The organism is Chitinibacter sp. GC72 (assembly GCF_009760905.1).
Taxonomy (GTDB): domain Bacteria; phylum Pseudomonadota; class Gammaproteobacteria; order Burkholderiales; family Chitinibacteraceae; genus Chitinibacter.
This window is the reverse complement of record NZ_VIRW01000010.1, coordinates 85210-99387: the sequence shown is the minus strand read 5'-3', so window position 1 is coordinate 99387 and position 14178 is coordinate 85210. Positions and strand designations below refer to the sequence as shown.

9 protein-coding genes and 1 pseudogene are annotated in these 14178 nt (G+C 56.9%); 3 read left to right on the top strand and 7 right to left on the bottom strand.

What is annotated here, in order from left to right; all coding sequences use genetic code 11:
• The 6 genes from FLS37_RS10420 to recC form a co-directional block, all read right to left on the bottom strand.
• Positions 1–181: hypothetical protein (locus FLS37_RS10420; protein ID WP_157315105.1), on the bottom strand; the 181-nt coding region annotated here is incomplete at its 3' end.
• 470 nt (positions 182–651) lie between these two features.
• Entirely contained in the window at positions 652–906 is a 255-nt protein-coding gene (locus FLS37_RS10415) for a Txe/YoeB family addiction module toxin (RefSeq protein ID WP_157669862.1), read from the bottom strand.
• On the bottom strand, positions 896–1153 hold the full coding sequence (locus FLS37_RS10410) for a type II toxin-antitoxin system Phd/YefM family antitoxin (RefSeq protein ID WP_157669861.1): 258 nt from the start codon (positions 1151–1153) through the stop codon (positions 896–898). Before FLS37_RS10410 ends, FLS37_RS10415 begins: the two co-directional genes overlap by 11 nt.
• Positions 1154–1252: 99 nt before the next feature.
• Positions 1253–3127, bottom strand: coding sequence for an exodeoxyribonuclease V subunit alpha (gene recD, locus FLS37_RS10405; protein WP_157669860.1), 1875 nt, complete (start codon positions 3125–3127; stop codon positions 1253–1255).
• A gap of 14 nt (positions 3128–3141) precedes the next feature.
• Positions 3142–6906, bottom strand: coding sequence for an exodeoxyribonuclease V subunit beta (gene recB, locus FLS37_RS10400; RefSeq protein WP_157669859.1), 3765 nt, complete (start codon positions 6904–6906; stop codon positions 3142–3144).
• Complete coding sequence (gene recC / locus FLS37_RS10395; RefSeq protein WP_198314579.1) at positions 6903–10631, bottom strand: exodeoxyribonuclease V subunit gamma; 3729 nt, start codon at positions 10629–10631, stop codon at positions 6903–6905. Before recC ends, recB begins: the two co-directional genes overlap by 4 nt.
• 230 nt (positions 10632–10861) lie before the next feature.
• On the opposite strand from recC, the gene FLS37_RS10390 reads away from it, so the two are divergent.
• Positions 10862–12403: a polysaccharide lyase gene (locus FLS37_RS10390; protein WP_157669857.1), complete on the top strand. Its 1542-nt coding sequence runs from the start codon at positions 10862–10864 to the stop codon at positions 12401–12403.
• A 107-nt stretch (positions 12404–12510) separates the two neighbouring features.
• Here the strand turns inward: FLS37_RS10390 and FLS37_RS10385 are convergent, their stop codons facing one another.
• Positions 12511–12783 (bottom strand): GyrI-like domain-containing protein, encoded by a 273-nt coding sequence (locus FLS37_RS10385; RefSeq protein WP_157669855.1) that lies wholly within the window; start codon positions 12781–12783, stop codon positions 12511–12513.
• A 20-nt stretch (positions 12784–12803) separates the two neighbouring features.
• Between FLS37_RS10385 and FLS37_RS10380 the strand changes: the two are divergent.
• Together FLS37_RS10380 and FLS37_RS10375 are read left to right on the top strand one after the other, a co-directional pair.
• Positions 12804–13586: pseudogene (locus FLS37_RS10380) on the top strand (DDE-type integrase/transposase/recombinase); the annotation flags it as partial.
• A 143-nt stretch (positions 13587–13729) separates the two neighbouring features.
• Complete coding sequence (locus tag FLS37_RS10375; RefSeq protein ID WP_157669853.1) at positions 13730–14125, top strand: YchJ family protein; 396 nt, start codon at positions 13730–13732, stop codon at positions 14123–14125.
• The last annotated feature ends 53 nt before the right edge of the window (positions 14126–14178 follow it).

Genomic DNA, 14178 nt, shown 5'->3' with positions numbered 1-14178 from the left:
AAACCATTTGTTCGCTCATGCGTAATATTTTGCTCACGGTCTTGGGCGACTCTCCTTCGTGCAAAGCCAATAAACCCAAGGCGCGTGGGCGAAAATTGGCGTGATGATGCTGTTGCGCCATGCTCTCTAACATGACGATTTCATCGGGCGTGAGTGGTTGACCTAAAAGATTACGTTTCAAGCTTGGCTCCTATGAAGAGCCTATTTTGAAGCAAAATTCATTCCAATTAGTTGCAAGGAACTACTTAATTTTGAGAGTATTATTAATAATAATTTTAAGCAATGTATTGTTGAATTTTCTGCAACTCCAGAATGCAAAGAAAACTACATTCGTAGTTTATGGAAATATTGCGCATTAGTGAATTCAAAAGAATACAAACCAGAAAACTATCATTTAGCTGGCTACAAAGGCAAAGGAATCGCAATAAATCCAGATCAGATTTTTAACATTACTTACCTGTCATCTTGAATTTCACCAACACCTGCACAAGTGCGCAAAATCTTACTGGATTTTCACAACCTACTTCAACAACTATTCCACAACCCCAATTGCCACTCTACCCCACGCCGATTGGCTGTGGTGATCCGTAGCTGAGGCCGCCCTTGGCGTGAAGGATGAATGTGGGGAATTCAGTAGCGCCTTGGCAACACTCAATAATGGTATCGGCACTGCACAATAATCAGTGCGTCATCCTGAATGCAATATACCAGCCTATGCTCTTCATTGATGCGGCGTGACCAGAAGCCACTGTATTGATGTCGCAGCGGCTCGGGCTTGCCGATACCGGCGAAAGGTTCGCGCTGAATATCTTTGATCAAAACATTGATGCGCTTGAGGATGGTTTTATCGGTGGCTTGCCAGTATAGATAATCATCCCAAGCGGCATCGTCAAACTTAATCGACATCAATCAGCTTCCGCACTTTGGCCTGATCTGCGCGCACACGGGCAATTGACTCATTCAAAGCCTTGGCATTGGCTGGGCTGCGGGTCAGGTAGGCGGTTTCTTCCAGCGCTTCATAATCAGATAGCGCCATAATCACAACCGGCTCACCACGTTGGGTGGTGACAATCACCGGCGCGTGATCTTCATTAACTTTGCGCATCACTTCGGCAAGGTTGGCGCGGGTATGGCTATAAGTGAGAGCTTGCATGATTAGCCTCCAAAATAAAAGATTGTACCGAGTTTAGCACAATCCAACGAAGCGACATCTACAATTCACGTACCCTCTTCGTGCGCAAGCCTTCGGCTTTCACACGCTACGGACTAACAACCTCTCCGCCAGCCCAGATTGCCGCTCTACCCCGCGTCGGCTGGCGGCGGTGATCTGTGCTTCTTCACCCCAGATGCTGACGCAGGTTTTGGCGCGGGTGATGGCGGTGTAGACCAGCTCGCGGCTCAGGTGGCTGCGCCCTTCCTGCGGGCTGGGTAGTAGCAAAAGCACATGGGCAAATTCCGAGCCTTGCGATTTATGTACCGTCATGGCAAAGGCGGTTTCGACTGCGGGCAGGCGCGACGGTGAAATCCTCCGAGTTGCCCAGCCTGCAGATTCAGCAGCGGCTCCATTTGACGAAGGAAAATGCACCCAGAGTTTGCCGTTTTCATCGGGCAAGGTCAGGCCAATATCGCCGTTGTAGAGTTCCAGATCATACAGATTTTGCGGCACAAGCACCGGGCGGCCGGCGTACCAGAGCTGATCGTTCATGCGCCGCCCTTGCTTGAGCAATTGCGCCTCGATCAGCGCGTTGACACGCGAGACGCTGGCTGCTCCGTGACGGATGGGGCTAAGCACGCGGAAAGCATCAAACGCACTAAACACCGCCAGCGCCAACTCATTACCCGCCCCGCCCTGCTTCATGGCGGCGATATAGTCATCCAGCGCGGCAAAATACGGTGCATAGCTGGCCATCATCAATGGCGTAATGTCCTGCTGCGCCGGATTTCCCGCCTGCCAGCGAATCGGATAGTCCTTGCCACCCTGTGCAGCGCCATGCGTGGCGGACTGCGCCTTAGCCAGCAGCTCGCTGATTTTTCGGATATCGCCATGGTTGATGGCGCGGGCAAAATCGGCAATCGGGCCGGAAAAACGGTAGCTTTTATGCAAAGTCTGCACATGCTCGCCCAAACGCGATTCGGTAAAACCGGCTTCGAGATGCTGGCCGGTCAGGCGGGATAGTTTGGCCGCAAACTCGGGCGATAATCCTGCGCCAGCACATAAATCCCCCATCACCGCCCCGGCTTCAACCGAAGCGAGCTGGTCTTTGTCGCCCAGTAAAATCAGCCGGGCGTGCGGCGGCAGCGCATCGACGAGTTTGCTCATCAGCGCAAGATCAATCATTGACGCTTCGTCCAGCACCAGCACATCAAGCACCAGCGGTTGCGCGGCGTGATGGCGAAATTGCACCGAATTGAGCCGGCTGCCAAGCAGCCGATGCAGCGTGCTGGCGGTATCAGGGATCTGCGCAGCCATCTCGGGGGCAAGCAGACCCTGCTCGCCCAGCGCTTTTTTGCCTTTGGCAATCGCCTCCTGCATCCGCATCGCGGCCTTGCCCGTGGGAGCAGCCAACACAATTTTCAACGGCTGCGCAGCCAGCCCGATTTTTAATGGCTGCTCGGCATTGATGATTTGCAACAGACTCAGCAATTTGATCAGTGTGGTGGTTTTGCCCGTTCCCGGCCCACCGCTGATCAGCGTCAGCCTCTGGTGCAATGCGGCGGCGACGGCGACTTTCTGCCAATCGGTCTCTTTTGAATCTGAACCAAAAAAACGATCCAGCTGAATCCGTAATTCCGCTTCGTCGGGTGCGCTTGGCGCATCACAGGCAATGCGCAATAGCTGCGCCGCCAGCCGCGATTCATATGCGTGATAACGCGCCAGATACAGCCGCTGATGCTCCACAATCAGCGGCGTAAAACTGCCCGGTTCGCCAACCAGCCCGGTCTTGAGCCACGCCGCCGTATCGGCCTGCGGTGGCACGCTCACGCACACATCGCCGCGCTCGCTGGCCTTGGCGAGCTCGCTGGCCAGCCCGAGTAAATCGGCCGGCGCGTCCGGGTTTTGCCGCAGCAATAAATCACATAGCGCGCTGGCAAAATCGACCGAAACGCTCGGTGCAATATTTTTCATTAAAACCTGATCCATCATTGCCCCGCCCCCAGCCCCAAGGCTTTATTCAGCGCCTCGATTAAACCCACCTGGGGTTTATCCATATAGACCCCATTATTCATAGCCTGCGACGACATACCCCGAATAAACAAATACACCACGCCACCAAAGTCGCGCTCGTAATCATATTGCCCGCCCCGGCGTAGCTGCATAAACCTGTGCCATGCGCAGGTGTAGAGCAGATACTGGAAGTAATAATGCGCATCGGCCATCACCTCGATCAGCGACTCGCGACCGTAATCTACCAGTGCGTCACCCAGATGGTTGGATTTGTAATCGGCAATGAAGTACTGCCCCTGCCACTCGAACACCAGATCGACCACGCCATTGAGATACGCCGCGATTTTCTCGGGCTTGAGCCGCTGCGCAGCGGCGATAAAACGCGCATCGACATTGAATTCGGGCTGCGCCAGCACGCGGCAGAATGCAGGCAGATCAAAGCTCTGGCAGCCGAGCAAAAACGGCCATTCGTTCAGCCTTTGCGACTTGCTCAGCTGCTTCAGACTGAATGTGCCCTGGGCTAGCGTAATGGGCGCGGCCAGTACATCCAGCAGCCAGTGTGCGACCTGAGTCGGCAGCTCGCTGGGCCGCTCGGGATTGAACTGGTCTGGACTGGTCTGGTCCGTCTCGGTGAGCAAACCCGCCCTGAGCAGCTGGCTTTCAACCAGAGCGCCGAGCGAGGCCACATCGTCGCGGGCAAAATCGGCGTGCTCCAATATTGCGTGCAAAGCCGTCCCCGCCTTGCTACCGCGCGTAAAGGCAAAGCGTATTTCATCGGGCGCGGCCTCGGCATTGACGCTCGCCACCACCGGGCTGGCCAGATCATGATCTGCGCCCACTTCGGCCAAAGTATCCGCACTGCCATGGGCACGCGTGAGCGAGGTAAAGCTTACCAGCCGCCACGGCGCAGCTAGGTATTTGCGGTTTAAAGTAGCGACGCTCAGTGACGGCGCAGCGACGCTGGCCGCCTGCAAACGCTGACGCTCGGGCAGATCGCTGATCGTCAGCGCACCGGGATCAGCCGTCATCAGCCGTTCAAACGCCGTTTTGATGCGCGCCTGCGACAAATCTTTCAGATTATTGCGCAAAGGCTGGCCGCTCTCATCGCGCAGCACTTGCGATAAAGGCGCGTTTTTAAGGCCGGATACCGAGCTTGAATGCAGCGCTTCAAACGCCGGATACACCAGATACAGCCTATGCTTGGCGCGCGTGACGGCCACATACAGCAACCGAACCTGCTCGGCATAGGCTTCAAACTGCGCCCGCTGCAGATGCGATTCTTGCTCGCTGGTGCCAATATCGATTTTCAGCTGTTCACCATCGCTCGCATCATGAAAATGCACGATATCGCTATCGCGAACCAGATCCTTTTTGCCTTTCCACGAGAACGGACAAAATACCACCGGATATTCCAGCCCTTTTGAGGCATGAATGGTCACCAGCCGCACACGGTCGGCATCGCTTTCGAGCCGCATTTGCTGCTGCTCGCCGCTTTGGCCGGGCTCGCTAATCTGGCGCGCCAGCCAGGCCAGCAACACTGCCGGGCTGGGTCGCGAGCGCGACTCCTGCTGGATCAGCTCGGCCACATGCAGCAGATTGGTCAGGCGGCGCTCGCCATCGCCCTGATTGAGCAGATTCTGCGTCACGTTGGCCTCAACCAGCCAGCGGCGAAACAGCGGCATAAACCCATTCTTGCGCCATTCATCCCGCCAGCTTTGCAAATGCTCGATCTGCTGCTGCCAGGCTTCATCGTCCTGCTGCAGCACCATTAAATCAGCGACGCTCATTCCCATCACGCTGCTCACCAGCGCCTTGCGCAAGAGGCCGCTGTGTGCGGGCTCTTCAATCGCCGCGAGCATCTCGTACAAACCCGCCGCCTCGCTTGACGCAAAAACGCTTTCCCGCGTTTGCATCACTGCCGCAACGCCGCGTTTGGCCAGCGCCTTGCGGACCTGTTCGGCCTGCCGGTGGCTAGGCACCAGCACGGCGATGTCCTTGGGCGACAGCGCACGCTCACCCAGTCGGGCTTCGCCGCGACCCGCAGCATTAAGCAGCGCGGCGATTTCATCGCCAACGGCATTAATCAGCGCTTTTTCAGCGGCCTCACTATTGGCGCCGTCAAACACCCAGGCGTGAATCGCCCCTTTTCCATCGCTGCATTGCAGTTTTGACGCGCCAGAATGCTTGGCGTGGATCTCCGGATGCTGGATTTTGTCTTCAACAAAGGCATTTTGTTCGCGAAACAGCGCGTTCACAAAAGCGACAATGGCCGCGTCGGAACGGAAATTGGTGTCAATCGAATATTTTTCGTCGGCCTGTTCACGCGCATTCAGATAGGCGTAGACATCCGCACCGCGAAAAGCATAAATCGCCTGTTTTGGGTCGCCCACCATGAAAAATGGCGGCTTGTGAGGGGTGCCGGTTTCTGCGTCAATCAGCGTCTGGCCAAACAGCTGATTGATAATCGTAAACTGCGTTGGGTCGGTATCCTGAAATTCATCGACCAGTGCCGCCTTGTAGCGCTGACTGACTTTAGCGGCCAGATGCTGGGCGCGGGTCGGGTTTTGCAGCGCAGCGGCCAGTGTGGTCAGGCTGTCATCGAACGACATCTGGCCACTAGCCGCCTTGCGGCGGTGCAGCTCGCGGCGGACATATGCACCAAACGACAGCAGCCAGTATTTGAATTTAAGCTCCAGATCGGTTTTCAGCGTGGCCGCACTCAGGCGATAGTTTTCAGCAAGGGCAAAAAATGGCTGCGAACTCAAAGCCGGAAAATCGGCTTTGAGTACCGATTGAATAAAGCCGCTGGTTAATCGCTCCCACTGCTCGGGCAAGTCAAGGCAAGGTGCAGTATTTTTCAATGCCGCATCGACCGGCGCAATCCAGCCATCGAGCCAGCGTTCCTGCACTTTGCGACCGTCAAACTGCTTGGCGGCGATGCCTTGCAGCAAGAGATTGCGGATTGCTACGGCATCCCAGCTATTGCGGCACTGTTCCCATAATTGAGCATTGCGCGCTTGCTGCGCGGCCAGCGCCTCGTCCGACATCGGCGCGGGCAGCGGCAGAATACTGTCGGGGTTCAGCGATTTAACGCGTCGCGCCAGCTCGCGTAAACCCGCATTATTTATCCCTTGCTGCTGCAAAAACAGCACCCATTCCGGCGCTGCGCCATATAGCTCGCTGCGCCAGAAATCATTGCTGATCTCGGCGAGCAAATCGGTCTCGTCTTCCAGCAGCGTGCGATCAAAATCATAACCGGCTTCAAAAGCCTGCTCGGACAGCAACCGCTGGCAAAAACTGTGGATGGTTGAAATCGCTGCCTGATCGAGCGTCGCCAACGCCAGCCGCAATTGTGCCAGCAGCGGCGCCGGGTCGAGGTTTTCAGCTACGACCCGCCCCAACACCTCGGCGCAAAATGGCTCGGCTTCGCCATTGATCAGTACTGGCGACTGGTCGATAAAAGTCTGCGTCAATTGCGCCAGCCGCAGCCGGATGCGGTCTTTCAGCTCGGCGGTCGCAGCCTTGGTGAACGTCACGACCAGAATACTCTCAGGGAGTAATCCGCGCTGCGCGTCATACGATGGCGCGTCTGGCGCTATACTGGCACCTAAAATCAGCCGTGCGTACAGGCCGGTGATATTGAACGTTTTGCCAGTGCCTGCGGATGCCTCGATCAGATTGCGGCCAGCAAGCGGCACTTCGTGGACTTTGAGCGGGGAAAATTTCAGCACCGAATTCATTGCGCGCCCTCTCCTTCTGTCAAACCGTCAGCCAAACCGTCTGCTAAAAATTCGGCCAGATCATCGTCCAGCGTGCGTTGCTGCAAGCAGGCATACATCGGCAGCACAATTTGCTCGCACCAATGCACGAACTGCTCACGCTCCGGCCTGATCCCTTCTTCAATTGGCTCAAGCGGATCGTCCGGCCACAGCAGCTGGTTTTGCGGCTCCACCCATTCTCCATCGGACATGCCCGCGCGTTTAAAACTCGGCGGCAGCCATTTTTCCAATGCAGCTTTCCAGCGTGCGTCATCTTCAGACATTTTTTCTGTTCTTTTGGCTTGCGCCCATGCCAGCGCCGTTTTCGGAAAAAACGGCAATGGCGCGCTCATTGCGGCGTGATAAAAACGCACAAGATCAGCCAGATAGTCACGCGCCTGCTCGGCGGCAAGCGCCGGGAAAAACAGCACGCGCTCAGGCGAGAGCCAGCGAGTTTCAGCCTTGATGACGCACTCCGCAACAGCAGGTGAAGCGGACGTAGGTGCAGACACACACAGCGCCAGATGCTCGATCCAGGCACGCAACACATCGCGTGAATATATCTGGCTGCGCGCCACCAGCCGCCCTGCCGGATAGCAATCGCTCAGCCAGCCAGTGATGGTGGTTTTCTGACCATCCACACTGATTGCAATGTCTACCGGCTGCGGCGGCAGCTCGCCTTCGGCGCAGCCTGCGGGCGAGCGATACTGCTGCAAGGCTTGTCTTAAGTCATCCGCTGCGTTTAATTGCGCATCAACGAGTAAATTGCCCGGCGTACCCAGCGGGGTATCGCCCTGCGCAACAACCAGATCCTTGGCTGCAAGGCCATACCTCAGACCTAAATCACGAACGCGGCGGTCACGAAAATCTTTCAAATCAAAAGCTTCGTCATCCGGCAAACTGCTTTCGATCTCGTCCAGATACAAAAACGCGCGGTAACGCAGAAAATGCACCGCCGGTTTGCAGACACAAGCAGCCAGCTCATCGAGCAGCAGCTCGGCAGGCAGACTAAATGGCGGATACGCCGGTGGTGCAGTTTCAATCTCAAGCTGCACGGCCGCAATTTGTGCCGCCGCAGCGCACCACAGCGGATTGAAAGATTGCAGGCGGGTATTGCCCTGAAACGCAGTCTGGCTAAAGGGTTGCAGCGGATACTGGGTGGTCAGTTGCGCGAGCAGATGTTCGCGGCGAACTTCTGGAGATGAGTCCAGATCGCCTTCCAGCAAAAAGCCTTGCGCCACGCAATCGAGCACATCGCTGACCAGCACCGACGGCGGAAAATGGGCGTCGTCCTTCAGGCTGCGCCCCACCCACGATAAATACAGCTTCTCGCGCGCAGCGAGCAAAATATCGAGAAACAAATAGCGATCATCCAGCCTGCGTGAGCGATCACCGAGCTGCGGATGCTGCGCAATCAGATCAAAACCGGCATTAGGCGGATTGCGCGGAAAATCGGTTTCGTTCAGCCCCAGCACCGCAATCACGCGAAACGGCAGGCCGCGCATCGGCACCATGGTGCAGAACGTCACGCCACGCGACATAAAGCCGGAACCACGGCTGCTGGTTTCAAAGCGGTGCGCCAGCCAGTCTTTGACCACTTCACGCGGGATCAGGTGCGCACCACTGCTTGCGTCATCGCCCGATTGATCGACAGAAGAGGCTAAAGCTTCGACGTCCCCCCCTGCACGAAGGGGGGCTAGGGGGGATTTCTGCGCTGGTTCAAGCCACTGAGTAGATTCAAGCGGCGCTGAAATACCCCTTAACCCCCCTTTGATAAAGGGGGAAGTTGTTTGCTCCAGGCTTTCAGTTAAACCGGCCAATTCAGCCTCATCGGCCAGCTCGCTTACTGCGCTGCGGATTGCGTCGGCCAGCTTGAGCTGGGTCTCGTCACCCTCGTCAAACAGTACAAAAGCGTCGAGCAATTGCAAGGCCGTATCGCGCCAGACCAGCAGGCTGCACGCTTGCGACAGCGCATCACGCCAGACTTTAAGCGTAGCGATAAAGCGCATCAGCTTGGCCAGCAGCGCCGCTTGCGAGCCTTCCAGATCGTCCCAGGGTGCAATCGCGACAGTAGCACCGGACATACCTGTACCGGACAAATCGGCCTCCGGCACACCCGACCACAGCGGCAGCTCATCACCCGCCAGCGCATTGGGCAGCGCCAGCCCAAGTAATAGCCTATCCAGCCCGGCCTGCCAGGTGTTGGCCGCGCCCATATCGGCCAGATCAAACTCGGCGCGGTGCGCAGCATCAAGCCCCCAGCGGATACCGGCACTGGTAATCCAGTGGCGCAAAGTGGGCAAGTCAGAGAGCGCAATGCCAAAACGGGCGGCCACTTGCGGCGTTTCCAGTAGGCCATAAATCTCGTCGGCCTTGCAGCGGCTCTCGGGCAGCGCCATCAATTGCAGAAACACCGCCACCGCCGGGCATTCCTGCTGCACCGTCAGATCGGCGATATTGAACGGAATATTCGGCGCGTTCGACGCTTTTGCCCCGCCAAACACCGCCTCGATCAGCGGTGCGTAGGGCTCCATTTGCGGCAGCAGAACCGCAATATCGGACGCGAGCAAGTTGCTATCGGCAGCCAGCATCGCCGCCAGCCTGTCGTGCAGCACTTCAACTTCGCGCATGGCGCTGTGGCAGACATGAAAAGTCAGCGACTGATCGGTTCTGGCGATTACACGTGCGCTCGCGGCATCGCGGTTAAACAGATTCAGAATGTCCGATTGCAGCGTGTGCAGCAGGCTGGGTTCGGCCTTGCTTTCAAGCGGATCAGAAAACAGCCATTGCTCGCCGCCGCCCGCCCACGGAAATGATTCGGTCACGGCGCGGAAAAAATCGCGCCCGGCCTTGCCCATGCTGGCGAGCAGAGGATGGCCAACGTCCAGATACATCGCTTCCTGCTGCTGGCCTTGCTGCTTCACCATTTCACGAGCGATGGCTTTCGGGCTGACAATCGCCCCCCATTCCTCGCGGCAGGGATTGAGCAGGAATAGGTTGACGTCGATATGCTCGGCCAGCGCCCCCAGTACATCGATATACGCAGGTGGCATGCCGGCCACACCGAAGACGGTAATACGTTCGGGCAGTTTGCGCGGCCCTGCTTGCTGCCATTGCGAAAATAATTGAACAAACATATCGGCTCGATGCGGAACTTCATCGGCAGAAAAATCCGCGTCAATACTGGCTCGAATCTCTCGCCATAGCGTCGCCTGCCAGGCTTCGTCCGGCCCCAGGCCGACCAGCCGCCCGGCTTCCCACTCCGAAATCCAGTGACTGCGAAAAACCAGATACTGATCGAACACGTCAGCCAGCTTGCCCGCCAGCGCCATCCGCCGCCGCGCATCGCCCTCGGCCAGGTAGGCAGCCACAATCGGGCTATCCTCACGGGCTTGCGACTGCGGCAACAAGGCAAACAGCCGCCATGCCAGCGGGCTGCTGCTATAGGGCGATTGCGCCTGCAAATCGGGCATCGCGTCCTTGAGCAAAGACCAGACAAAACTGGCTGGCAGCTGAAAATCAATCCCGGCACAGATCCCGACCTGATCGGCTAGCTTGAAACGCAACCAGCGCTCCATCCCCTTGCTTGAAACAATGATTTTCTCGCTGGCAAACGGGTCGGACAGCGGCACCGCAAACAGCGCCTGCAGCAGCAGAAACAGGTTTTCCAGGCGATTGGATTGGTAAATATTCAGGCGGGAGGTCATGGCGAGGTCCGTTAAGGTTGCCAGCATTCTAACTGATTTGAGGGCTGACTTTAGCCTGACGATGATCAAGCCAAGTTTGTTGCAAATCGGCTCACTTCCCGCCCGCTTGTAAGCCAGGATTGACGGCTTACAAACGAATCCATACGCTCTGGACGCTGGCCAATAAGTTGGTCGGCCATACAAAAAATCAAACGAGGAGACAGCCAGCTCACTGGCTGCAGGAGAACGCAATGAATGCATGGATCAAACCCGGCCTAATCGTGCTCGGGATGGCCAGTACACTACACGCGGGTGCCGCGTGTCGGGGCAACTGGGCAGAAGGCCTTAGCTATGCGGCTGGCGATACGGTGCAATACCAGAGCAATGTGTATACCGCGCAAGTCACCCACACCGCCTACATTGGCACCAACTGGAACCCGCTGGCCGCGCCCACATTATGGAAAGCTGGCGGCACCTGCGGCGCAACGGCAAGCCCCACCCCCACTGTAAAACCCACCGCAACACCAACAGCTGCACCCACAGCAACGCCAACTGTAAAACCAAGCCCAAGCCCAACTCCCAAGCCGACAGCCACCCCGCTGCTTACGGCCAGCCCAAGTCCGACTCCGAAACCGACGCTGACACCGACTGCGCCCCCCACTGCGACACCAACGGCAACGCCAGCGGCCACCTCAACTCCAACGATCAGCCCGACAGCCAGCCCGACGCCCACACCAGCGAATACCCCAACGCCAACACCTGCCGTAACACCGCAGCCCGGTAGCGAGCCCAGCCAGATCATTCTGCGCAACCGCTTTGACCAGCACGCCGCGGGGCTATATCAAGCTGCACAATTTACCGCCGACTGGGGCATTGCGCCGGGTAATTCGGCCGGGGTGTCCGCTGGCCGCCTGAGCATCGTGGCCGACCCAGCACAAACTGGGAACAAGGTCTTGCGCGTCAGCTATATGGCCGGTCAAGTCGGCGGCAGCTCGGCCATGACATTTGATGCGCCACTGCCCGGCAATGCCCGATCGCTGTTTTTGCAATACAAGCTGCGCTTTGACCAGAGTTTTAACTGGGTTAAAGGTGGCAAACTGCCAGGCCTAGGCGGCGGCGATACGCCAAGCGGCTGCATCCAGAATGGCACTTTTGATGGCTTTACCACCCGGCTGATGTGGCGTGAAAACGGGCTGGGCTACCAATATTATTACTTCCCGAACAAAGTCGAGCAGTGCGGCGACTACGCAGGGCTGGCGCGGCGCTTCGAAGCTGGCCGCTGGTACACGCTCACCCAGCAGGTCGTTCTGAACGATATCGGCCAGGCCAACGGGGAATTCCGTCAGTGGATTGATGGCGAGCTGGTACTGGAAAACAAGGCCATGCTGCTGCGCAATGCGGCCAGCGTCAGCATTTCGGCCATCAAGATGGACACTTTCTTTGGCGGCAGCAGCAGTGACTGGGCTCCGGCGAGCGAGCAATATGCCTACTTTGACGAGATTATCGTGAGCGCAGATTCACCACTGGGGCTGGTAGATACCCGGGTCACACCACCCGTCTATAGCCACCCGATTGCCGCTTACCCGCAATGGCAAGCAGGCAGTGTCTACACCGCCAATAGCGTGGTCTACCGCATTGATAGCAGCGGCAAATACCGCTACTTCAAGGCGCGTGGCTATACCGCAGCAGGCATTGACCCGCTCAACAGCCATCTGCTCGATCTCTATGTCGGCGTCTATTCCCCCATCCGTTTTGACACCGCACAAAAATGGATAGAGCTGAGTAAACCCTGATCGTTAAGCAGGGCGGCACAAGGCGCCGCCGCCCTGCCCAAAGGCGCTGCTGATCATGGCCATCTATCATCAATCAACCAGCAGGGCTCAAGCCTGATTGCTACGCCTTAATCAGCCACTGCCAGCCAGATTTCAGTGCGCAGATCTTTTGGCTCGGTATTGCACGGATCATTCAGATACAGCTCAATGCCTGGCACCGGCAGCGGCATCTCACCACTCTGTGGCAGCCATGCCGCAATCAGCCACTGATAGGCTTTATCCAGCTCGCTGTAGGCGCCTAGATGCTCGATCACGGCATACCGCCCGGCCGGGATGTGCGCTCTGTGCAAATCCGGTGGCAATTGGCCCTCGCCCGTAATTTCAACGCAGAAGTTGTGCATTTTTCCGTGTAGGAATCATCGCCGCTGCACCTCTTGCCGTCCAATTGCGCAAGCTGCTCAAACTCGGGCTGGATGATTTACTGCTGGTCATCCGCGAATTCCTCAATCCCGCGGTTTCCCGTTCCGGGCTGGATCGTTGTTTGCATCGTCATGGGGTTGGCAGTCTACGCGACCTGGAGCCCGCCACCGCCCCCAAGCTCAGCAAGCCTTTCAAGGCCTACGATCCCGGCTATTTTCACATCGACATCAAATACTTGCCGCAAATGCCGGATGAAACGGCGCGTCGCTATCTATTTGTGGCCATTGATCGGGCGACACGCTGGGTCTTTGTGCAAATTAAATCCAACAAAACGGCCACCGCAGCCAAGGCCTTCCTGAACGCACTGGAGAAAGCCAGCCCTTGCCACATTCGCACCATTCTCACCGACAATGGCAGCGAGTTCACGGATCGATTGTTCAACAAACAGAAGCAAGCCAGTGGTGAGCACGAATTTGACCAGTTGTGTGCAGCGCTGGGCATTGAACACCGTCTGACCAAGCCGCGCAGCCCACAAACCAACGGGATGGTCGAGCGTTTCAATGGACGCATTAGCGATGTATTGGCCACTCATCGTTTTGTCTCAGGCGCCGATTTGGCCGAAACGCTGGCACGCTACGTGTTGCTCTACAATCAACATTTGCCACAACTGGCGCTGGGACATCGCACGCCGATCCAGTCCATGAAAGAATGGCAGAAAACGCATCCAGAATTATTCAAAAAACGTATCAGCAATCGTCCGGGACTGGACAACTACCTGGGCTGACGCAGATTGCTCGACCGTTGCAAAGATGCGATGACGGGCGAGCAATTCTTGTTTCATTCCTTGCGGGAGGAATTCATCAACACATAATCTGAACATGGCTTTTTGCTAGCACTTAACCACAGTTAATCGAAATTTGAGACCCCATGCCTGCTCCTTCTCACCCCTACGCCGACATCTGCCCCTGCGGTGGCGCGCAATACCAACAATGCTGTCAGCCTTTTCATCAAGGTGATCTGCCACCAAGTCCTGAGCAATTGATGCGTTCGCGCTATAGCGCCTATGTCTTGGGGCTGGAGGCGTATTTGCTGGCCACTTGGCACCCGAGCACCCGGCCTGAAAAACTGGATCTGGATGAAGAGCCCAAGGCCAAATGGCTGGGGTTGAGCGTGAACCACGCCGAAAGCGATGGCGACCGTGGCGTGGTGTCTTTTGTTGCCCGCTACAAGGTCGGTGGCCGTGCCTACCGTCTGGCAGAGCACAGCCGCTTTGTCCGCGAAGACGGGCGCTGGTTTTATGTTGATGGCGATGTTGCTGAGTAAAAAAATTTACTTTGGCCGCTGATGTTGAAGTGAACAGATCAATATGTGCACAC